Here is a 20,094-nt window from a genome sequence, read left to right on the forward strand (position 1 = left end):
AGCCATGGCTGACAACAAAAAGATTGCAGCAGACGTGCTCGAGGCCGTTGGCGGCAAGGAAAACGTAACGTTTGTTGCGCACTGCATGACGCGTTTGCGCTTCAATCTCAAAGATATCGATGCGCCCGATATCAAGGAGATCAAAAAGATCAACGGCGTGCTTGGTGCCCAGATTTCGGGATCGCAGTTCCAGGTGATCGTGGGCCAGAATGTGCCCAAGGTTTATGACGAGCTCTGTAAGCTCGGCGGCTTTGCCAAGCAAGACGCCGTCGACGAGAATCTTGATAAGCCCAAGGAAAAGCTTACACCCAAGGCAATCGGCAACAATATCCTTAACTACCTGTCGAGCTCCATGGTGCCGATGATCCCCGTTATGATGTGCGCCGGTCTTTTTAAGACCATCGCCGTAGTCCTCGGTCCCACGATGGCCAATGTTATCGCTGAAACGAGCGACCTGTATGTTCTTATGAACATGGTCTATGATGCAGCTTTCTACTTCATCCCCATCTACCTTGGCTATAACGCCGCCAAGAATATCGGCGTGACGCCAGTGCTCGGTGCGTTTATGGGCGGCATTCTCATTGATCCGACGATGATTCAACTGGCTGCGGACGGTGCCCCGTTCTCTGTCTACGGCATTCCCTGCGTTGCGGGCAACTACGCGCAGTCGGTGATCCCCATCCTGCTCTCCGTTTGGGCGATGAGCTATATCGAGCGCCTGTTCAAGAAGGTCATGCCCGATACTCTCTCCACGGTGTTCACCCCGTTCTTTACAATGCTCGTAACGGTGCCGGTGTCGCTTTGCGCTCTTGCGCCACTTGGCTCTTGGCTCGGTAACGGTTTGGCGGCATTCTTTGAGATGCTCGGTTCCACGGGCGGTGTTGTCGCGATTCTCGGCGCCGGCTTGTTGGCGGCAGCTTGGCTTCCCATGGTAATCTCGGGCATGCATGTGGCTCTCATCATGATCGCCATCGCTAACTTTATGGCCACCGGTGTCGACTCGTTTATCCTGCCTGCCACCACGCTGAGCCTCTGGGCGGCATACGGCGCCGAAGTCGCATCTTGGCTCAAGCTCCGAAACAAAGACGAAAAGACCCTCTGCCTGGGCTACGTAATCGCCAATATGGTTGGTGGCGTGGGTGAGCCCTTTATCTACGGTGTGATGCTGCGCTATCGCCGCACTTTTGCCATGGCTATCGCCGGCGCGTTTGTCGCGGGTGCCTTGGGCATGTCTCTCGGTGTGAGCGTCTACGTTGCCGGTACTGCCTCCAATGTTCTCAATCTGCTCGCCTTTGTGGGCGGTGACGTGCAGAACTTCATCAACGCCTGCATCGCCGGTGCTGTAGGGTTTATCGCGGCCTTTGCCCTTACGTTCTTCTTTGGGTTTACCGAGGACGAGCTCGAAAATGGACCTGTTTCCGAGCGCTAGTATCAACTCAGCGATGTTTAAACTTGGAAAGCGGCCTTGCGGGGCCGTTTTCCGCTATCGATAGGAGCACATATGACTATCAACGATGTTATCGAGGCCGTGAAGGGATATTGCTCCAGCATGGATGCCTTTACCGGCAAGCCCATCGATCCGGCGACGACGCGCGATCAGGTGACCTTTGGCGCCGAGGCGCTCGACTGCGCCTGCACGGGCGTTGTGACCTGTATCTGGCCTACGGTCGAGGTAGTGCGCCGTGCGAAGGAGCTAGGCGCCAATCTAATCATCTCGCACGAAGCAATCTTCTGGAACCACGGCGACCATCGCGATGTGGTGGCCGGCAACAGCGCGTTTGCGGCCAAGCTCGCCTTACTCGAGGAGTGGGGCGGCGTGGTCTGGCGTTGCCACGACTACATTCATGCCGGCGTGCCTCTTGAGGAAGACGGCACTTTAGCCGACGGCATCTTCTACGGGCTTGCCGACAAACTCGGCTGGCTCGACTACCGCATCGGGCGCGACTGCATGGACTTTGAGATTCGCGAGATGCCGGTGCGCGAGCTGGCGGCATATATTGTCGAGCGTTTGGGGCTTGCCGGTACGCGTGTGATTGGCGACATGGATGCTCCCGTGCGCCGCGTGCGCATTCCCATGCATATCATGGGACACCCTGTGGGTGATACCGAGACGCTCAACAAGATGGACGCCGAGGGCATCGATTGCCTGCTTGCCATGGAACTTATCGATTTTACGGCGAGCGAGTACGTGCGCGACGCCGCGATGCTCGGCCAGGGCAAGTGCATTATCCACATGGGGCATTTCAACGGCGAGGAACCAGGCATGGAATACATGGCAACCTGGGTGCCGCGTGCGCTCGAGGGGGCGGGATTGGATTCTGCCAAGGTGCCGGTGAGCTTTGTGCCCATGGGGGATACCTATCAGTACGTGCTGGCACGCTAGCTGAGAGTGGGGAGGCGGCTTTTGTGGCCACCTCCCGCTGTACGTATTTCAGGTAACTTTTCGTGCCCCATCCTGCTGTCCTAGTATATGCACAGCGCGCCGGCCGGGAAGGACGGCCAATCCTAGGGCGTCGGTTGGGGACGCTGCATACGTCGATGCGCTCGCTACTCTACGCTTGCACCCGCAGCGGTTTCCATAAGGCAAATCGGGAACATTGTGGCAGTCGAGCTCTTCGCCCGTGGTTTCTTGGGCCTCGGTACCTTGGGCTGTGGAGCGAACTCGGGAAGCTTGTCGTGCGTCCATGTATTTAGTTCCATATGCGCTCCGTCTCTCAAGGATTTGACGAGGCCTATCGTGTCCCGCGGAGCGCGCCTAAAACGACGGCGCGCAGGCAAGGCGCTACAATGGTGCCCATAAGAATCGCCTTTATGCGCAAGGAGCATGCTATGGATACAGAGCTCAACCAGACGGGCGCCGCGTGCGCGAAAGCAAGCGACGGCTTTTTGCGTGTGGCGGCGGCGTCGCCGCAGATTCGCGTGGCCGATGTCGAGGGCAATGCCGAGGTTGCGCTGGGGGCTGTTCGCGAGGCTGCCGAGCGCGGCGTTCGCGCGTTGGTGTTGCCCGAGCTTAATCTGTGCGGCTATACCGCGGCCGATCTGTTCCATAACCGCACACTGCTGCATGCCTGCGAGGCGGCACTTGTGCACATCCTCGATGAAACCCGTGAGTTGCCGGTCGTCTTTACCATCGGTCTTCCCGTTGCAGTTGCCGAGAATATCTACAACTGCGCTGCCGTGTGCTGTGCGGGCGAGCTTTTGGGTCTTACGGCTAAAAAGTATCTGCCCAATTACGGCGAGTTTTATGAGCGCCGCTGGTTTGCTCCGGCGCCCGCAGATCCTGTGTGGGTCGAGTTTGCCGGTCAGGGTCCGGTCCCGCTGGGTTCGGGGCTTGTCTACCGTTGCTGTGATGAAGGCGCCGAGGACCTGGTGCTGGGCGTTGAGGTCTGTGAGGACCTGTGGGTGCCGGCACCCCCTTCGACCGAGATGGCGCTTGCCGGCGCGACGGTGATTCTCAACCCGTCGGCCTCGGACGAGATTATCGGTAAGGCAGATTACCGCCGCAGCCTTATCTCCAATCAGAGCGCGCGCCTGTACTGCGCCTATGCCTACGCGGACGCGAGTGAGGGCGAGTCTACGACCGACATGGTCTTTGCGGGCGAGAACCTCGTCTACGAAAACGGTTCGAAACTCGCCGCGACGAAGCTCCTCACTTGCGATATGGCCGTCGCCGACGTCGATCTTGACCGGTTGGTTGCCGAGCGCCGTCGCTCGACGACATGGACGCGCTCGGACGATGCGCCGGAGGCCGTGACCGTCGAGTTCTCGTTTGAGGGCTCGCTCGCCGAAGAGTCTGTCCTGCGCGATGCGCTCGGCATCGACCGTGTCTTCCCCCGTGCGCCCTTTGTGCCGGCCGACCATGGCGACCTGGCCGAGCGTTGCGAGACCATCCTCGACCTGCAGACCGCCGGCCTCAAGACCCGCCTTGCCCATACGGGTACCAAGGCTGCAGTCATCGGTCTTTCGGGCGGCCTGGACTCCACGCTGGCACTGCTCGTGACAGTTCGCGCCTTCGATGCACTGGGGCTGCCGCGCACCGGTATCACGGCCGTGTCCATGCCCGGCTTTGGCACGACGCATCGTACCAAGTCGAACGCCGAGTCGCTCGCTCGCGACCTGGGTGTGAGCTTCCGCGAGGTTTCGATCCACGCGGCTGTGGAACAGCACTTCAAGGACATAGAGCACGATCCGACCGTGCAAGACGTGACCTACGAGAACAGCCAGGCCCGCGAGCGTACGCAGATTCTGATGGATCTGGCCAACCAGGCTGGCGGTTTTGTCATCGGCACGGGCGACTTGTCGGAGCTGGCACTCGGTTGGGCTACCTATAACGGCGACCACATGAGCATGTATGCCGTCAACGCGAGCGTGCCCAAGACGCTTGTGCGCCATCTGGTGCGCTATGCCGCCGATGTCTTTGGCGGGCGCATTGCCGAGACACTGCTCGACATCCTCGATACGCCGGTGTCCCCCGAGCTTCTGCCGCCCACGGGCGACGGCGAGATTGCGCAGAAGACCGAGGATTTGGTGGGCCCGTACGAGCTGCACGACTACTTCCTCTACTACCTGCTGCGTTTTGGCTTTGAGCCGGGCAAGATCTACCGCATGGCACTCAAGAGCTTTGAGGGCGTCTACGATGCCAAGACCGTCCACACGTGGCTGCGTACGTTCTACCGTCGATTCTTTGCCCAGCAGTTTAAGCGCAGCTGCCTGCCCGATGGTCCCAAGGTGGGCTCGGTGACGCTCAGCCCGCGCGGCGATTGGCGTATGCCGAGTGACGCTAGCTCGCGTCTGTGGCTTGCGCAGATCGACGCGCTCAATCCAGTTGACTAAGGTTGGCTAAATTGAACCAATACGGGGTTTGCAAGCGTTACACTTTTGCAATCTGATGGCCCGTATCGCGCGGCGCTCTTGTCGGAGCGCCGCGTTTTTTATATCGAAAGGTGGCACCATGCAGGCATCGCAGCGTCTCGATCGCTTTGGCGCGGAGGTCTTCGCCTCGCTCAACAACAAACTTCTCGCGCTGAAGGCTCAGGGCAAGACCATTTACAACATGAGCGTGGGCACGCCCGACTTTAAGCCGTACGACCACGTGGTCGAGGCGCTCACGCAGGCGGCCCAAGATCCCGAGATGTGGAAGTACGCCCTGCGCGACCTGCCTGAGCTTAAGCAAGCCGTGTGCGATTACTACGAGCGTCGCTTTGGCGTTTCGGGCATTACGCCGTCCATGGTGCAGTCGTGCAACGGCACGCAGGAGGGCGTGGGTCATTTGGGCTTGGCTCTGCTCGATCCGGGTGACACCATTCTAGTTCCCGATCCGTGCTACCCGGTCTTTGAGGCGGGTGCGAAGATTGCCGATGCCAAGCTCGAGTACTATCCGCTGGTTGCCGAGCACAATTACCTGCCCTATGTGGCGGGCATCGATCCCGAGGTGGCCGATCGTGCCAAGTATATGATCGTGTCGCTGCCCGCGAACCCGGTCGGCTCGGTGGGCACGCCCGAGGTCTACGAGGAGATTATCGCCTTTGCCCGCGAGCATGATCTGTTGATCGTTCATGACAACGCGTACTCCGACATCGTGTTTGACGGCGAGCCCGGCGGCAGCTTCTTGCAGTATCCCGGTGCGCTCGAGGTGGGCGTTGAGTTCTTCTCGCTCTCCAAGTCGTTTAACGTCACCGGTGCGCGTATCGGCTTTTTGGTCGGCCGCGAGGACGTGGTCTCTGCCTTTGCCAAGCTGCGCAGCCAGATCGACTTTGGCATGTTCTTCCCGATTCAGAAGGCCGCCATCGCCTGCCTGAACGGTCCGCGCGATGAGGTCGAGGCGCAGCGTCTGAAGTACCAGGAGCGCCGCGATGCCCTGTGCGACGGTCTTGAGGGCCTGGGCTGGGAGCGTCCCAACGCACATGGCTCTATGTTTGTGTGGGCCAAGCTTCCCGGTGGTCGCACCGATTCCATGGCGTTTTGCGAGGAGCTCATGGAGAAGGCCGGCGTTGTGGTGACGCCGGGCGCGAGCTTTGGTCCTTCGGGCGAGGGACACGTGCGCATGGCGCTGGTCCTGCCGCCCGACCAGATTGCTTTGGCTGTCGAGGCCATTCGCGAGGCGGGCCTGTATTAGAAAGGTATTTCGACTCGTCAATAGCTCGAAACCGATTTCGTGCAGTTATTTTACGATTTCTGCAAACAATTTCGGTAAACGGTCGATTTTTGGCTGCGAATAGGAGCATAATCAAAGTCCCGATTGGATGTATTGGGATTACGGCAAGCCGCTCGGGTCGTTCCCGGGCGGCTTGTTTGTGGAGAGAGATGGGAGTTTCTAATGGTTAACGAGAAGAAGGTCGCTATTGTCGGCTGCGGTTTCGTCGGTTCGTCTTCGGCGTTCGCGCTGATGCAGAGTGGTCTGTTCTCCGAGATGGTCCTCATCGACGTGGACAAGAACCGCGCCGAGGGTGAGGCCCTGGATATCGCGCACGGCATGACGTTTGCCGAGCCGATGAAGATCTACGCCGGCGATTATTCCGATGTCGCCGACGCCGCCATGATCGTCGTCACCGCTGGCGCTGCCCAGAAGCCCGGTGAGACTCGCCTGGACCTGGTCAACAAGAACGTCAGCATCTTTAAGTCCATTATTCCCGAGATTAAGAAGTCCGGCTTCGACGGCATTCTGCTCATCGTCTCCAACCCGGTCGATGTTCTGACCTACGCCGCCATCAAGATGTCCGGCCTGCCCGAGGGCCACGTCATCGGTTCCGGTACCGTGCTCGACACCGGCCGTCTGCAGCAGATGCTTGGTGCCCATGTCGAGGTCGACCCGCGCGATGTCCAGGCCTATGTCATGGGTGAGCACGGCGATTCCGAGTTTGTCGCTTGGTCCAGCGCTCAGGTTGCCGGCGTTCCGCTGAACACCTTCTGCGAGCTTCACGGTCATCTGGAGCATGAGGCTGCCGAGAAGCGCATCGCCGAGGACGTCAAGAACTCCGCCTACACCATCATCGAGAAGAAGCACGCCACCTACTATGGCGTTGCCATGGCCGTCAAGCGCATCTGCACCGCCGTCATGCGCGATGAGCAGACCGTTCTGCCCGTCTCCTCGCTCATGGTGGGCGAGTATGGCCTGTCCGATCTTGCCATCTCCATGCCGACGGTCGTTGGCCGCGACGGCGTTGTCTGCCGCGTCCCCGTGCCGCTGAACGATGACGAGCAGCATGAGCTTACCGCCTCCGCCAAGGCCCTCAAGGACATCATCGACAGCGTCGACTTCTCCTGCTAAATCAAGCTCGCTAGAGCGAAAAGCTACAATGAAGGCGTCCGGGTCCACACGGCCCGGGCGCCTTTTTGGTGCAAAGTAACCTGACCCCAATGCACCATAGTTGCCCCAATGCACCATAGTTGATGGGAGGGCCATGTCGGATTCGCCTAATTTTTTAACCTATGCCCAGACGGCGTTTGATCCGTTTGAGGAGAGGCCGTTCTGCGCGGTGGATAGCCTCGTCTTTGCGTGGTTGTCCTATTTGCGTTTGCCGGGTGATATGGCGGAGCTGACGAACTGGCAGGGCCTAGACGTACGCGAGCTGCTGCGTGCCGAGTGCTACCGGGACATGATTGACGACTTGTGGGACCCGGAGGGGAGCAAGGCCTTGCTGGAGGCCGTGGCAGCAAGTCCTCGCTACCGTGGCGTGCACGTTTGCGGCTATCGTGCCGTGAGCGATGTGGTGGCGACAGAGCAGTTTGCAGCCATGGCGTTCCGGTTTCCGGCGGGGTTTAGCTATCTTTCCTTCCGGGGGACCGACAGCACGATTGTGGGCTGGAAAGAGGACTTTAACATGGCGTTCCGGTATCCTGTGCCGGCCCAGGAATCCGCGGCGCGTTATGTGGACGAGGCGGCGGATGCGATTGACGGGCCGCTTTTGTGCGGAGGTCATTCCAAGGGTGGAAACCTTGCGGTGTACGGTGCGGCGATGTGCTCCGATGTCGCCCGTGCGCGAATCGAACAGGCGTATTCCCATGATGGTCCGGGTTTCGTCGAGGAGTTTCTGAACGGCAACGCCTTTGCCGATCTTTCCGGTCGAATCGACAAGACGCTACCTCGGTCGTCGATCTTTGGCATGATGTTCGAGACGCAGGAGGACTATGCCATCGTTGAGAGCACCGAGTTCAGCCTGCTGCAGCACAATCCCTTTAGCTGGGTGGTTGATGGTCGCGACTTCGTGTACTGTGAGCGCCTGTCCGCCGGTGCTCGATACGTTGATGGCTCCATTCGCGAGATGCTGCTTGCAGTTTCGCCTAGCGAGCGCGAGCGTTTTGTAGATGCGTTGTTCTCCGTGTTTGAGGCTACGGGTGCTGAGCGGTTTGCGGATATCGCTGGGAATCTGCGCGAGAGCCTGCCCGTGATGCTCCAGGCTGCGCAAGGGTTTGACAAGGATACGCGACGCTTTGTCTCGCGGACCATCGTGGCAATTCTTAAGTGTGCGCTGCTGCCCAAACGTCCCGAGTTCAGCGTGCCTTCTAGTGGTAAGAGCCTGGCAGAACAGCTCGAGGTATGGCAGTCCGAGCTCCTGCGCTAGCCATTGGTGCAAAGCAACCTGTCCCCGATGCACCAATCTTCGATGCGCCTGGGGCGGGCTCGACCGCTATACTGGTTCGTGCTCAATTCAATCTAGAACGGAATGCCGTATATGAAAATCAATCATGCGATTCTGCATATCCTGGACTTTGACTCTGCCGTCAACGTTATGAGCCAGCGCGAGCTCGATATCGAGAGCCGTACCGTGCGCAACTTCGTGACCACGCATCTGCGCCGCGCACGTACCTCGGCCGACAATAAACGCGCCGCGTTTGCCGAGAACTCTGCGTTTGGCGGCGAGCTCAAGGGCTATTTCTTTGGCGAGCGCGAGTTCGTAGACCTGTCGCAGCAGATTGCGGAGTTCATTTCCTCCGAGCTTACCAAGGCCGAAAAAGCCGAGTCCACCGATGTGCTCGTGGCCGACTTTGACGACGATGAGGATGCCCGCTGGTTTGCCGTGATGCTGCTGGGCTCCAAGCAGGCCTTTATGCATGAGGTGGGCCGCGAGGAGGGCGAGGTACGCAACGACATCGCGCGCCACTATGCTATCCTGCCGAATCCTTCCCAAAAGGTGCCAAGCTATGCCATCGTGCGTGCGAGCACCATGGAGATCGGCTATGTGGACAAGAAGCGCAAGATTGCCGGCGAAGACCGCATGCTCATTCCCGACGGTCTGCTGCAGTGCGATACGGGCGTGTCGGGCAAGGAGGTCATCGACACCGTGACGCGCGTGGTCGAGGAAGTCGCCGAGGAGCACGGTGCCAATACGGCCGTAGCGCTCGCTAAGGTTAAGGCTGCCGTTGCCGAGAAGGTTGAGGATGACGAGGAGCTTCCGCCCTGGGATATCGTCGATGAGGTCTTTGAGGACGAGCCGGTCATCAAGGAAAGTGTGCGCGCGGCACTGACCGAGGAGAAGGTTCCCGAGCGCGTTCCCGTGGAGCGCAAACAGGTCGAGCGCGCGGCGGTGCGCAATCATAAGATCCGTACCGACACGGGTATCGAAATCAGCTTCCCGGCCGAGATGGGTTCGAACTCCGAGTACATCGAGTTTGTCAACGAACCCAACGGCCTCATCTCCATCGAACTCAAAAACATCGGCAGCATCGAGAATCGATAAGTTGCGTTACGCCTGCAGCGAGAAAGCGAAGGCCGAAGCCCCCTTGGAGCTTCGGCCTTTTTGTTTAGGGCTGAATTGCCCCGCAGGTTGAGCATAAGTCAGCGAAAACGCCCCTAGGCGAGCAAGGTGACGTGAAAGAGGAGGGAAGCGTACTTCGGTACGCGACCGACGATTGAACGTCAGATTGCCGCCTAGGGGCGCTTGCAGCGTCGAGCCGTTACGCGGTTTGGTAAAACCGCGTAACCCTACAGCTGGCGCAGGCCTTCCTCGAGACCGGTCTTGCTGTCGGTCTGGGCGTCGCGCATCTTGATGACGCGGGCGGGGACACCGGCCACGACGGCGCCGGCGGGGACGTCCTCGACGCACACGGCGCCGGCGGCGACAACAGCGCCCTTGCCCACGCGCACGCCTTCCAGGACCACGGCGTTTGCGCCGATCATGACATCGTCCTCGATGATGACGGGCGTGGCGCTGGCGGGCTCCACAACGCCTGCCAGCACGGTGCCGGCGCCGATATGGCAGTTCTTGCCCACGGTGGCGCGGCCGCCCAGCACGGCGCCCATATCGATCATGGAACCCTCGCCGATAACGGAGCCGATGTTGATGATGGCGCCCATCATGATGACGGCACGGTCGCCGATCTCGACGCGGTCGCGGATGATCGCGCCTGGCTCGATGCGGGCGTTGATGCCCTTAAGGTCGAGCATGGGCACGGCGGAGTTGCGGCAGTCGTTCTCCACATCGTAGTAATCGATGGAATCGGCGTTGGCGTCCAGGATGGCCTTAAGCTCATCCCAGTCACCAAAGACGGTCTTGCCACGACGACCGCCGTAGACGTGTGCATTGCCCCACTGGACCTTCATGCCCGGCTTTTCGCGCACGTACAGTTTGACGGGCGTCTTTTTGGGCGCGGTGGCGATGTAGTTGATAATCTCTTGGGCATCCATCTCGGCTGCGTTACTCATATGCTGTCTCTCCTTTGGGTGGATCCGGTTGATACCTGGTTAGGCAAACATGACCTGGTCGAATGTATAGAAGCCGGGTTCGCGGGTGACGAGCTTTTGCGCGGCTGCCAAGGCGCCGTTGACAAAGATCTGACGACTCGTGGCGCGGTGAGTGAGCGTGATCTCCTCGTCCTGGCCAAAGAAACTCACCTCGTGCACGCCGGCGACGGTGCCGCCGCGCAGCGAGTGCATGCCGATTTCCTGGGGGTCGCGCGCGCCGCACATGCCCTCGCGTCCGTAGACGGGGTGGTAGCCTGCCTCGGGCTCGGCCTCGACTATGGCGTCGAGCAGCAGCTTGGCGGTGCCGCTGGGGGCATCAACCTTTTGGTTATGGTGCGTCTCGACGATTTCGCAGTCAAAGCCGGGCAGCTCGCGTGTGGCCTGTGCTACCAGATGACGCAGGGCGGCGATGCCGATGGAGTAATTGCCGGAGTGCATGACGCGGGCGTTCTGACCCAGCTCGCGCAGGCAGCCCATCTGCTCGGGTGTGTAGCCCGTGGTGCCCGAGACTAACGCGGCGCCTGTACGCTTGACATAAGCGACGACGGCGTCAAAGGTCACGACGTTCGAGAAGTCGATGATGACGTCGGCTGCCGGGGCACTCTCGAGTTCGGACAGATCGAAACCGATCTGGGCGACGATGTCGAAAACGGGCTGACCGGCGGCGTCGACAACGCCCTCGGCGGTAGTGCGGATGAGCGAGCCCATGCGGCCCGTTCCCATAATGACGGTCTTAATCAAGCAGACCAGCTCCCTTCAAAGCATCGGTAAGTGCAGCGCGCGTGTCGTTGGCCATGGGGCACAGCGGCATACGGTAGTTTGCCTCGATCATACCCATCTGAGCGAGCGCCTCTTTGACGGGGATGGGGTTGACCTCACTAAAGAGGGCGTTGATGAGCGGCTGACCGGCAATCTGGATATCGCGGGCGCGCTCCACGTCGCCGTCCAGATAGGCGCGGCACATGTCGTGCACGAGCTGCGGCTGAACGTCGGCCCACACACTGATGGTGCCCGAGGCACCCAGGCTCATGAGCGGCACGGTGAGTGCGTCTTCGCCCGAGTACATGCGGAAGTCGTCGGACAGCAGGTGGGCGATTTTGGCCGCGTAGGCGACGTTGCCCGAGGCCTCCTTGATACCCATGATATTGGGGTGCACGGCCAAGCGCTCCACGTTGCGCTCGCTGATGCCGCAGCCACAGCGGCCGGGGATGTTGTACAAGATGCAGGGGATGTCCACGGCATCGGCGACGGTCTTAAAGTGCTGGTAGATGCCCTCTTCGTTAGACTTGTTGTAGTAGGGGGTAATGAGCAGCAGGCCGTCGGCGCCCAGGCCCTGATAGGTGAGCGACTTGGTGAGCATGGTCTGCGTGGAGTTAGAGCCCGAGCCGGCAATAACGGGGACGCGGCCTGCAACCTGCTTGACCACCGCGGCGACAACGGAGTTGTCCTCGTCGTCGGTCATCGTGGCACTCTCTCCGGTGGTGCCCAGGGTGAGGATGGCGTCGGTGCCATTTTGCAGGTGGAAATCGATAAGGCGCTCGAGTGCTTCAAAGTCGACGCTGCCGTCCTTTTTAAACGGCGTGACAAGGGCGACGATTGAGCCCTCGAGATTGCGGATGTCCATGTTCTTCTCCTTCGCTTCCGCGATCTGGATGCGTTTGTTCCATTGGGCAGCGACTGCCAGGCGCTCGTCCTGGGCGCGACGGCGGGCGGCATCGGCGCGCGACTTAGCCAGTAGCTCTCGGCCGTACGACAGCACGTCGAGCGTGGCAAAGTAATCGCCCGGGCGCTCGGCGCGGCGGATGAGGTCGGCCGAGCCATCGGGGCGCAGCAGGACCTCGGCGGAGCGCAGGCGTCCGTTGTAGTTGTAGCCCATGGAGTAGCCATGCGCGCCGGTGTCGTGAATCACGAGCAGGTCGCCCATGTCGATATGCGGCAGCTCGCGATTGATGGCGAACTTGTCGTTGTTCTCGCACAGATTGCCCGTGATGTCGTACGTGTCCGTGACGGGCGCTGCGGTCTTGTCGGCGCCGCCCGGCTGGCCCATCACCGTAATGTGGTGGTAGGCGCCATACATGGCAGGGCGGATCAGGTCGACGGCGCTTGCGTCGACGCCGATATAGTCCTTGTAGATCTGCTTCTCGTGGATGGCCTTGGTGACCAGGCAGCCGTAGGGGCCCATCATGAAGCGGCCCATCTCGGTGCAGATGGCCACGTCGCTCATGCCGGCGGGAACCAGGATCTCGTCGTAGGCAGCGTGTACCCCCTCGCCGATGGCGTGGATGTCGTTTGCCTGCTGCTCCGGCAGGTAGGGGATACCGACGCCGCCGGACAGATTGATGAAGGCGACGTGTGCACCGGTCTCGCGCTCCAGGCGTACGGCAAGCTCAAAGAGGATGCGCGCGAGCTTGGGGTAGTAGTCGTTGGTGACGGTGTTGCTGGCAAGGAATGCGTGGATGCCAAAGCGCTCGGCGCCCTTGGCCTTGAGCGTGCGGAAGGCTTCGAAGAGCTGCTCGGTGGTCATGCCATATTTGGAGTCGCCCGGGTTGTCCATGATGCCGTTGGAGAGCTGGAACAGGCCGCCCGGATTAAAGCGGCAGCTGACCGTCTTGGGAATGGGCCCCGCAACGCGCTCAAAGAACTCGATGTGGCTGATGTCGTCGAAGTTGACGATGGCGCCCAGCTTGTCAGCGAACTCAAAGTCGGCCGCCGGCGTGTCGTTGGACGAGAACATGATGTCATGCCCCGTGATGCCCAGCGAGCGGGCGATCATGAGCTCGGTATAGCTCGAGCAATCGCAGCCGCAGCCGTATTCGTTGAGAATGGAGATGAGCGCCGGGTTGGGGTTGGCCTTGACGGCAAAGTATTCCTTAAAGCCCGGGTTCCATGCAAAGGCGTCGCGCACTTCTTGCATGTTGCGGCGGATGCCTGCCTCGTCGTATAGATGAAACGGCGTGGGGAATTGCTCGACGATATGCTCGAGCGTCTCCTTGTCCACAAACGGCTGCTTGGCCGCATATGCCTCGTTGGGGGTCAATGCCATGTCCCGTAAACCTCGCTATCCAGACGGCGCCATCTGCGCATCGAATCCGCATAGCGTGGACCCAATGTCCGGATAGCGCTCCCGCATTGCTGCAGACAGTCCTGTGGGTGTTTCCTACAGGCCCACCAGGTTGTTCGTGCCCGAAAAACCCAGTTCGGCGGGTTTCGCCTCCCCACGGGGTCAAAGCCTGCCGGCTCGCCCGCGGTTCTTCGTGCCCGCGCCTCTATCAAGTGGTAAAGACCCTACCACGTTGCACTTTACCAAACAAGAGTATTCGTATATAACGTTTAAAAAATGCAAGGATATGCTGGAAATAAGGGTGTGGCAATCTTGCGGCACAATAAGACGGTAACTGGCGCGCACCTATGAAAGGAACCTTTATGACCGAGCTCCAAGAACTCCGTCGCTATCGCCGCGATCTCCATCGCATTCCGGAGCTCGACTTCGATCTTCCGCAAACCATCGCCTATATCGAGGGCGTGCTCGCCCCGCTCGCCTGCGAGGTGACCCATCCGTGCCCCAGCTGCGTCTGCGCTTTCTTCGATGCCGGCACGGGCGCCGCGCATGCCACGGCGATTCGCGCCGACATGGACGCCCTGCCCATCGCGGAGGCAACGGGCGCGGCCTTTGCCTCGACCCATCCCGGTAGGATGCATGCGTGCGGTCACGACGGTCACATGGCCATGGCGCTCGCGGCGGCGACTTTTGTCGACCGCACGATTCGTGAGCAGCCGGGCGCCATCAAGCGCAACGTGCTCTTTGCGTTTCAGCCGGCCGAGGAAACGACCGGTGGCGCCAAGACGGTGTGTGAGAGCGGCGTATTCGAGCGCTACGGGGCGGATCGCATCTTTGGCTTCCACGTATGGCCCGACCTGCCTGCGAAAACGTTGGCGAGCTGTTCCGGTCCGCTGCTGGCGCGCTCAAGCGAGACGCACATTCATATCCATGGCGCGAGCATCCATATCGCCAAGACCTACGGCGTTCCGGTCGAGGAATCGCATGATGCCGCGCTGGCAGCGGCCAAGTTCTTGGTTTCCGAGCGCGCGCTCATGGACGAGTTGGGTGCCGACGAGCCCTGCATCGGTAAGTTCGGCCTGCTGCAGGCCGGCACCGTCTGCAATGCGGTGGCGGGGGAGGCCCATGTGGCTGGCAGCCTGCGCGTGTTTACGGACGGTATGTTCGACCGTGCGCGCGAGGGCGTGCGCCGCGTGTTGGACGAGGCCTGCGCCGCAACAGGCTGTACGTACGATCTCGACTTTGCCGAGGGCTATCCGCCGGTCGATAACGACCCCGAGCTGTTCGCCCACATTGCGCCTGCCTTGTCCGAGTTGCAACTTGTGGACGAGCCGCTGCTAATCGCCGAGGATTTCGCGTTCTATCAGCGTCATCTGCCGGGCGTATTCTTCTTGCTGGGCACGGGCGTGCCGGAGGGTCAAGAAAACCCGAGCGATTCGGATGGCTGTCCCACCTATGCCGCGAGCGCTCTGCATACTGATACCATGCTCTTTGACGAGGAAATCCTGCTCAAGGGCCTCGACGCCTACAAACGACTGCTTTCGCTTGGCTAATTGGCGAAAAACACCTGCTCTAAAAAACACGAACAGATGTACGGTATAATAGAGATGTAAGTCTATAGAAACGTTTGACGTTATTAACGTAAGGCGATATCATATTGCGTTGTAATGAGCGCTATCGGGTCTGTTTTGAGTGGAGACAGGGGATGGCTTGAAATGTCGAAATCGTCGATTATCACAAGTGATGAGACTGCGCCCGATTTGTTGTCGCCGTTGACTCCCGGTGAGCTTCTCAAAGAGGAATTTCTTGTCCCTATGGGTATTTCTCAATATCGCCTTGCTAAGGAGACCGGGATTCCGGCTCAACGCATTGGGCAGATTATCTTGGGGAGGCGTCGTGTGACGGCCGACACCGACCTTCGCCTTTGCCGCTACTTTGGCCTGACAGATGGTTATTGGCTGCGCGCCCAGATGGCGTTTGATCTCGAGGCGGAGAAGAGGCGCATCGAACCGGAACTGGATAAGATCGTTCCTGTCCAGAAGGCTATCGCATTGTAGGGTTCAAAGATGTTGAGGTTGGAGTGACGATAGGGCGACGCCGACAATCTGCCGTTTATAGTCCGGGTGGATGCGGGTGTGGCTTGTTGTTGCTTCCGGTTATTGCTGTGAGCATTGGCGTGATGTTTGCGCTTGCCGGGTTGGCAGCAGCGGCGCTCGTGTTGCTGATTGTGGCCATTGGCGTGACGATTTGGCTTTGCCGCAATCGCGAGCAACGCCGTGCCGACGGTAAAACCAATGTCGGCTGGGTCGTCTTCCTGATCATTGCGTACCCGCTGAGTGTCAGTTACCTGGTGTTCTTTGTCCTGTTGATGATCAGTGCCTTTACCGGGAAATCCGTCACGGTGGGATAGGCTTCGACGAGCTTCTTGAGGGTGAAGCGAGGGAGCAGACTCTGAATGAACCGTGCCCCGCATCAACAAGTTTCATTTGTTGCGTAGCAATCCGAATGTGCAAGCGCTTGGCGTGAGAGCACCGCCGCCAGCAACGCAGGGATACAGGTCGCGATCGCCAGCTTCCGTTCCAGCTCATCGCAAAAGCGCGTCAACGTCGCGCCTGACCACGGCCATTTCCTGCTCGAGTTTGTAGGCTCGCTTGATTATTTTACATTGCATCAGTTCTGTTTTTCATAGCGTCAGCTATTGGCTTTACGAGTGGAAATGAAAGTTCTATGGCTATAGCATGGTCATGTCTTGGTTCTTCATTTCTTTGCTGGGGTTCGACTCATAAGAAAAAGGAAAACAATACAGATGATAAAAAATTTCCTGCTTGTATTGTTGAAAAATCGGAATTCCAGGAGGTGTTTTTATGCCACAAATGAATAAGGGAGGAAAATTTATTTTCGGGAAATCACTCATTCGGACGGATGGAACATTGCGGATTCCACCGCAGGCAATGGAAGAGTATCACATTGCAGATGAAGGAAAAGTATATCTTTTTACCGGAAGTAAGATTACCGGTGGCTTCTGCGTCACCCGGAAAGGCCTTTTGCATCCGTCAAAACTTGGTCACATTTTGGACGATACTCCACCGTTGCTTGACTACTCAGCAGGTTCTGGCGAATTTATTAAATACAAGGGGCGTTCCTACTGCTGGGTAGAGATTTCACGGGAGGGGCAAATTCTTCTTACGAAGAAAATGATGGATTTTTTGAAGGTGAGACCCGGAATGGAGCTGCTCTCTATCCGCAGTAGCGACATCGCGTTTACGATGGGAGCTAAAGGACCGCTATTGGAAAAAGCGGAAAACTATGATGGTGAAATTCCGCTTTTTTAAGCAAACAACTCTGATTATCTCCAAAAAGCCCGGAAATACGGGCATTTCACGGGATATAAGAACTGAATTTACTACCGATTTACTACTTTCGGATTGAGCTTTGACACGCTTCTGCCTCCCGTGAAGCCCACCGCCCAAATAGTGACACATCGAAAATCGAATACGACACCGCAGACAGCGGCGTTCTCTTTTCCCCTTTGGGGAGATCAGGACGCCGCTTTTTTTGTGCCCAAAACCAGAAAGGAGGCGACCGCCTATGTACTTTACTTCCGGCAGCGACCGGGCCTTTGAACAGCTCATGCAGACGAGGCCGGGCGCAGATCATTTTGACAACGGCGAGGCCGGAGCGCCGGAGGACTGCGGCACCTGCCGTTTCTACCGCCCGCACTGGAAGTACCAGTTTTGTGTGTATGAGGAATGTCCCTACCAGCCGGGCAAGCTCACCGCCCTTGACGGCGCGGTGAAATTTCAAGTGAAAGGAGTGGACGACGAGATGGCAGTTTTTCGAGTGGAGAAAAACCGGGGCTACACGGTGATGTCTAACCACCACCTGCGGAACAAGGACTTGTCCCTGAAAGCCAAGGGGCTGCTGTCGCAAATGCTGTCCTTGCCGGAGGATTGGGATTTTACGCTGAAAGGCTTGTCCCTTATCAACCGGGAGCAGATCGACGCGATCCGGGCGGCTGTCCGGGAGCTGGAACAGGCGGGCTATATCGTGCGTTCCCGTGAGCGTGACAGCCAAGGCCGCCTGCGCGGGGCGGATTACATCATTTACGAACAGCCCCAGCCTGTGCCGGATTCACCTACATTGGAAAATCCAACATTGGATAATTCAACGCAGGAAAAGCCTACGCAGGAAAAACCAACGCAATTAAATAAAGATAGATCAAGTAAAGAGAAATCAATTACGGATGGATCAAATACCGATTCCATTCCTATCCTTTCCCCTCCCTCTCCTTTGGGGGAAGAAGCGGCTGCGCCGCCGGAACGGAAAGGAACGGGAGCGAAATCACAGAGCGCCGTAGAGATTTATCGGGAGATCATCAAGGACAACATCGAGTATGAACACCTTTGCCAGTACGCCAAGGGGATTGACCGGGATATGCTGGACGAGATCGTGGACTTGCTGGTGGAAACCGTATGCAGCGCCCGAAAGACCATCCGCATTGCCGGGGACGATTACCCCGCCGAGCTGGTGAAATCCAAGCTGATGAAGCTGAACAGCTCTCACATTGAGTTTGTCTTTGACTGTATCAGCAAAAACACCACGGAAATACGGAACATCAAAAAATACCTGCTGGCGGTTCTGTTCAACGCCCCAAGCACCATTAACGGCTATTACACGGCGCTGGTGGCCCATGACATGAACACAGGCAGTTGGGGAACCCCGCAAAATCGGTGATTTTGTGGGGAGAGGAGGAACAGCGAAATGAGCGAGCTTTTCACGCTTGCGTGGAAACAAGCGATATGGAGCTTGTGACGACGAGAAAGGAGGACGGCCCTATGAAACAGGGTGCTTTGATTTTTGACGAGCAGACAGACCGCTACGACATCCGCTTTGACCTTGCGGACTATTACGGCGGCCTGCACTGCGGAGAAACTTTTGATGTGATGGTGGGCGGCAGATGGAGGCCGGCCCGCATTGAAATGGCCGAGAACTGGTATCTGGTGGGAATCTATGCCGACGATCTCTCCGGCCTGCGGGTGCGGATTTAAGCCATCCGCCTGCCTGCTGACTTTCCAAAGGAGGGATAGCAGTTGCAGGAAGAAGTAGACCAGAAAACCATAGCGTTAGCGGTTAAGACGGGCAAGCTCACCGCCCAAGTGCTGCAAGCGGCCATCCGAAAATATCTGGCCGCCCGGCAGAAAGGGACGGGCAAGGCCCATCACGGCCAGCAGAGCTTACGGCAGCTCAAAAAGGACGGTTCCGCCCTGTCCAACATTGAGATCACCGACGCCAACATTGGCTTATTTAAGCCCTGCGCCAAGAAATACGACATTGATTTTACCCTGCGGAAAGACCGCACTACCCATCCGCCCCGGTATATCGTGATCTTCAAATCCAAGCAGGCGGACAATCTGGAACAGGCGTTTAAGGAGTTTACAGCCAAGAAGCTCCAACAGCAGGAACGCCCCTCCATCCGAAAGACCCTTGCCGTCCTGAAAGAGAAGGCAGCTGCCAGAAGCAGCCAGCAGGCCAAGGAGAAAATCAAGGAAAGGGGGCTGTCACGATGAAGCCGGAAATGAAAAAGCTGATCATCGCAAACCTGCCCTACCTGCTGTTTGTTTACCTGTTCGTCAAGCTGGGACAGACCTACCGGCTGGCGGCTGGGGCGGACTTGTCGGAAAAGCTATTGCACCTTGCGGACGGCTTTTCCCTTGCCTTTGAAAGCGCCGCCCCCAGCTTCCACCTGTTCGATCTGGCGGTGGGCGTGGCCGGTGCGGTGGCACTGCGGCTGATGGTGTACTGCAAGAGCAAGAACGCCAAGAAATACCGCCGGGGCGTCGAGTACGGCAGCGCCCGTTGGGGAGGCCCCAAAGATATAGCCCCGTACATCGACCCGGTGTTTGACAACAACATTCTCCTGACCCAGACGGAACGCCTCACCATGAACAACCGGCCCAAAGACCCCAAGACCGCCCGGAACAAAAATGTGCTGGTGATCGGCGGTTCCGGCAGCGGCAAGACCCGGTTCTTTGTGAAGCCTAACCTTATGCAGTGCGTGTCCAAGGACTACCCGACCTCATTCGTGATTACTGACCCGAAAGGGTCACTATAATAAGGATAGAAAGGTCGTGAAAATACAAAACAGGAGGTTACACACATGAGGAAGCAGGAGCAAAAGGGTAAAATCACAGCATTGTACGAAAGGTTATCTCACGACGATGGGCGGTCTGACGAGAGCGTGTCCGTAGAAAATCAAAAGCGCATCCTGGAGGACTACGCCCGAAAAAATGGCTTCACTAATGTCCGCCACTTCACGGTTGATTTTCAATCTCAACGCAACAGCCTGAACGGGTCC

At 58.5% G+C, this 20,094-nt stretch carries 17 protein-coding genes, 2 pseudogenes and 1 riboswitch; of the genes and pseudogenes, 16 read left to right on the top strand and 3 right to left on the bottom strand.

Annotation, left to right across the window (positions count from 1 at the left end):
• Window positions 1–4 precede the first annotated feature (4 nt).
• From DW136_RS04610 to DW136_RS04640, 7 genes are all read left to right on the top strand, one after another.
• Window positions 5–1,429 carry a PTS transporter subunit EIIC gene (locus DW136_RS04610; protein ID WP_118289180.1) on the top strand — a complete coding sequence of 475 codons (1,425 nt, stop codon included), beginning with the start codon at window positions 5–7 and terminating at the stop codon, window positions 1,427–1,429.
• Between the two features lie 72 nt (window positions 1,430–1,501).
• Entirely contained in the window at window positions 1,502–2,383 is an 882-nt protein-coding gene (locus DW136_RS04615; RefSeq protein ID WP_118289181.1) for a Nif3-like dinuclear metal center hexameric protein, read from the top strand.
• 446 nt (window positions 2,384–2,829) lie between these two features.
• Window positions 2,830–4,833: an NAD(+) synthase gene (locus tag DW136_RS04620; RefSeq protein ID WP_118289182.1), complete on the top strand. Its 2,004-nt coding sequence runs from the start codon at window positions 2,830–2,832 to the stop codon at window positions 4,831–4,833.
• A 118-nt stretch (window positions 4,834–4,951) separates the two neighbouring features.
• A complete protein-coding gene (locus DW136_RS04625) occupies window positions 4,952–6,115 on the top strand; it encodes a pyridoxal phosphate-dependent aminotransferase (protein WP_117745888.1) in 1,164 nt (387 codons plus the stop codon).
• A 201-nt stretch (window positions 6,116–6,316) separates the two neighbouring features.
• The gene (locus DW136_RS04630) at window positions 6,317–7,267 is read left to right on the top strand and encodes an L-lactate dehydrogenase (RefSeq protein WP_089573042.1); all 951 of its coding nucleotides are present in this window, start codon (window positions 6,317–6,319) and stop codon (window positions 7,265–7,267) included.
• 133 nt (window positions 7,268–7,400) lie between these two features.
• Window positions 7,401–8,561: an Mbeg1-like protein gene (locus DW136_RS04635; protein ID WP_118289183.1), complete on the top strand. Its 1,161-nt coding sequence runs from the start codon at window positions 7,401–7,403 to the stop codon at window positions 8,559–8,561.
• 111 nt (window positions 8,562–8,672) lie between these two features.
• Entirely contained in the window at window positions 8,673–9,677 is a 1,005-nt protein-coding gene (locus DW136_RS04640; RefSeq protein ID WP_117583913.1) for a nucleoid-associated protein, read from the top strand.
• A gap of 245 nt (window positions 9,678–9,922) precedes the next feature.
• Here DW136_RS04640 and dapD read toward each other — a convergent pair whose 3' ends face one another.
• Genes dapD through dapA form a run of 3 tightly spaced genes read right to left on the bottom strand, consistent with a single transcriptional unit; the run spans window position 9,923 to window position 13,724 of the window.
• Window positions 9,923–10,642, bottom strand: a complete 720-nt coding sequence (dapD, locus tag DW136_RS04645; RefSeq protein ID WP_117790643.1) for a 2,3,4,5-tetrahydropyridine-2,6-dicarboxylate N-acetyltransferase — start codon at window positions 10,640–10,642, stop codon at window positions 9,923–9,925.
• Window positions 10,643–10,681: 39 nt separating this feature from the next.
• Window positions 10,682–11,422: a 4-hydroxy-tetrahydrodipicolinate reductase gene (dapB, locus tag DW136_RS04650; RefSeq protein ID WP_199577049.1), complete on the bottom strand. Its 741-nt coding sequence runs from the start codon at window positions 11,420–11,422 to the stop codon at window positions 10,682–10,684.
• Entirely contained in the window at window positions 11,415–13,724 is a 2,310-nt protein-coding gene (gene dapA, locus DW136_RS10115; protein ID WP_118289184.1) for a 4-hydroxy-tetrahydrodipicolinate synthase, read from the bottom strand. Before dapA ends, dapB begins: the two co-directional genes overlap by 8 nt.
• Before the next feature lie 65 nt (window positions 13,725–13,789).
• Window positions 13,790–13,958: riboswitch (Lysine riboswitch) on the bottom strand.
• 146 nt (window positions 13,959–14,104) lie between these two features.
• Between dapA and DW136_RS04660 the strand changes: the two genes are divergently transcribed.
• The 9 genes and pseudogenes from DW136_RS04660 to DW136_RS10120 all read left to right on the top strand — a co-directional run.
• Window positions 14,105–15,292, top strand: a complete 1,188-nt coding sequence (locus DW136_RS04660) for an amidohydrolase (RefSeq protein WP_118289185.1) — start codon at window positions 14,105–14,107, stop codon at window positions 15,290–15,292.
• A 162-nt stretch (window positions 15,293–15,454) separates the two neighbouring features.
• The gene (locus DW136_RS04665) at window positions 15,455–15,796 is read left to right on the top strand and encodes a HigA family addiction module antitoxin (RefSeq protein ID WP_118289193.1); all 342 of its coding nucleotides are present in this window, start codon (window positions 15,455–15,457) and stop codon (window positions 15,794–15,796) included.
• Between the two features lie 83 nt (window positions 15,797–15,879).
• Entirely contained in the window at window positions 15,880–16,149 is a 270-nt protein-coding gene (locus tag DW136_RS04670) for a hypothetical protein (RefSeq protein WP_118289186.1), read from the top strand.
• A gap of 454 nt (window positions 16,150–16,603) precedes the next feature.
• Window positions 16,604–17,071, top strand: coding sequence for a hypothetical protein (locus tag DW136_RS04675; RefSeq protein WP_118289187.1), 468 nt, complete (start codon window positions 16,604–16,606; stop codon window positions 17,069–17,071).
• Window positions 17,072–17,327: 256 nt separating this feature from the next.
• Window positions 17,328–18,473, top strand: coding sequence for a DUF6017 domain-containing protein (locus DW136_RS04680; protein WP_118289188.1), 1,146 nt, complete (start codon window positions 17,328–17,330; stop codon window positions 18,471–18,473).
• Window positions 18,474–18,574: 101 nt separating this feature from the next.
• The gene (locus tag DW136_RS04685; protein WP_118289189.1) at window positions 18,575–18,787 is read left to right on the top strand and encodes a DUF5348 domain-containing protein; all 213 of its coding nucleotides are present in this window, start codon (window positions 18,575–18,577) and stop codon (window positions 18,785–18,787) included.
• Window positions 18,788–18,829: 42 nt separating this feature from the next.
• Window positions 18,830–19,306 carry a PcfB family protein gene (locus tag DW136_RS04690; RefSeq protein ID WP_003819038.1) on the top strand — a complete coding sequence of 159 codons (477 nt, stop codon included), beginning with the start codon at window positions 18,830–18,832 and terminating at the stop codon, window positions 19,304–19,306.
• Window positions 19,303–19,848 (top strand): annotated as a pseudogene (locus tag DW136_RS04695) (type IV secretory system conjugative DNA transfer family protein); the annotation flags it as partial. The gene DW136_RS04690 and the pseudogene DW136_RS04695, both read left to right, overlap by 4 nt.
• 48 nt (window positions 19,849–19,896) lie before the next feature.
• A pseudogene (locus DW136_RS10120) lies at window positions 19,897–20,094 on the top strand (recombinase); the annotation flags it as partial.

Origin of the sequence: Collinsella sp. AM12-1 (genome assembly GCF_003472325.1) — a bacterium.
GTDB lineage: Bacteria > Actinomycetota > Coriobacteriia > Coriobacteriales > Coriobacteriaceae > Collinsella.

Excerpts from the sequence above, each read along its gene's own strand:
- DW136_RS04630 (WP_089573042.1), top strand. The coding sequence starts at position 6,317 with ATGGTTAACGAGAAGAAGGTCGCTATTGTCGGCTGCGGTTTCGTCGGT.
- DW136_RS04625 (WP_117745888.1), top strand. The coding sequence starts at position 4,952 with ATGCAGGCATCGCAGCGTCTCGATCGCTTTGGCGCGGAGGTCTTCGCC.
- DW136_RS04620 (WP_118289182.1), top strand. The coding sequence starts at position 2,830 with ATGGATACAGAGCTCAACCAGACGGGCGCCGCGTGCGCGAAAGCAAGC.
- DW136_RS04635 (WP_118289183.1), top strand. The coding sequence starts at position 7,401 with ATGTCGGATTCGCCTAATTTTTTAACCTATGCCCAGACGGCGTTTGAT.
- DW136_RS04665 (WP_118289193.1), top strand. The coding sequence starts at position 15,455 with ATGTCGAAATCGTCGATTATCACAAGTGATGAGACTGCGCCCGATTTG.
- DW136_RS04675 (WP_118289187.1), top strand. The coding sequence starts at position 16,604 with ATGCCACAAATGAATAAGGGAGGAAAATTTATTTTCGGGAAATCACTC.
- DW136_RS04615 (WP_118289181.1), top strand. The coding sequence starts at position 1,502 with ATGACTATCAACGATGTTATCGAGGCCGTGAAGGGATATTGCTCCAGC.
- DW136_RS04680 (WP_118289188.1), top strand. The coding sequence starts at position 17,328 with ATGTACTTTACTTCCGGCAGCGACCGGGCCTTTGAACAGCTCATGCAG.
- DW136_RS04660 (WP_118289185.1), top strand. The coding sequence starts at position 14,105 with ATGACCGAGCTCCAAGAACTCCGTCGCTATCGCCGCGATCTCCATCGC.
- DW136_RS04640 (WP_117583913.1), top strand. The coding sequence starts at position 8,673 with ATGAAAATCAATCATGCGATTCTGCATATCCTGGACTTTGACTCTGCC.
- DW136_RS04610 (WP_118289180.1), top strand. The coding sequence starts at position 5 with ATGGCTGACAACAAAAAGATTGCAGCAGACGTGCTCGAGGCCGTTGGC.
- dapA (WP_118289184.1), bottom strand. The coding sequence starts at position 13,724 with ATGGCATTGACCCCCAACGAGGCATATGCGGCCAAGCAGCCGTTTGTG.
- DW136_RS04685 (WP_118289189.1), top strand. The coding sequence starts at position 18,575 with ATGAAACAGGGTGCTTTGATTTTTGACGAGCAGACAGACCGCTACGAC.
- dapD (WP_117790643.1), bottom strand. The coding sequence starts at position 10,642 with ATGAGTAACGCAGCCGAGATGGATGCCCAAGAGATTATCAACTACATC.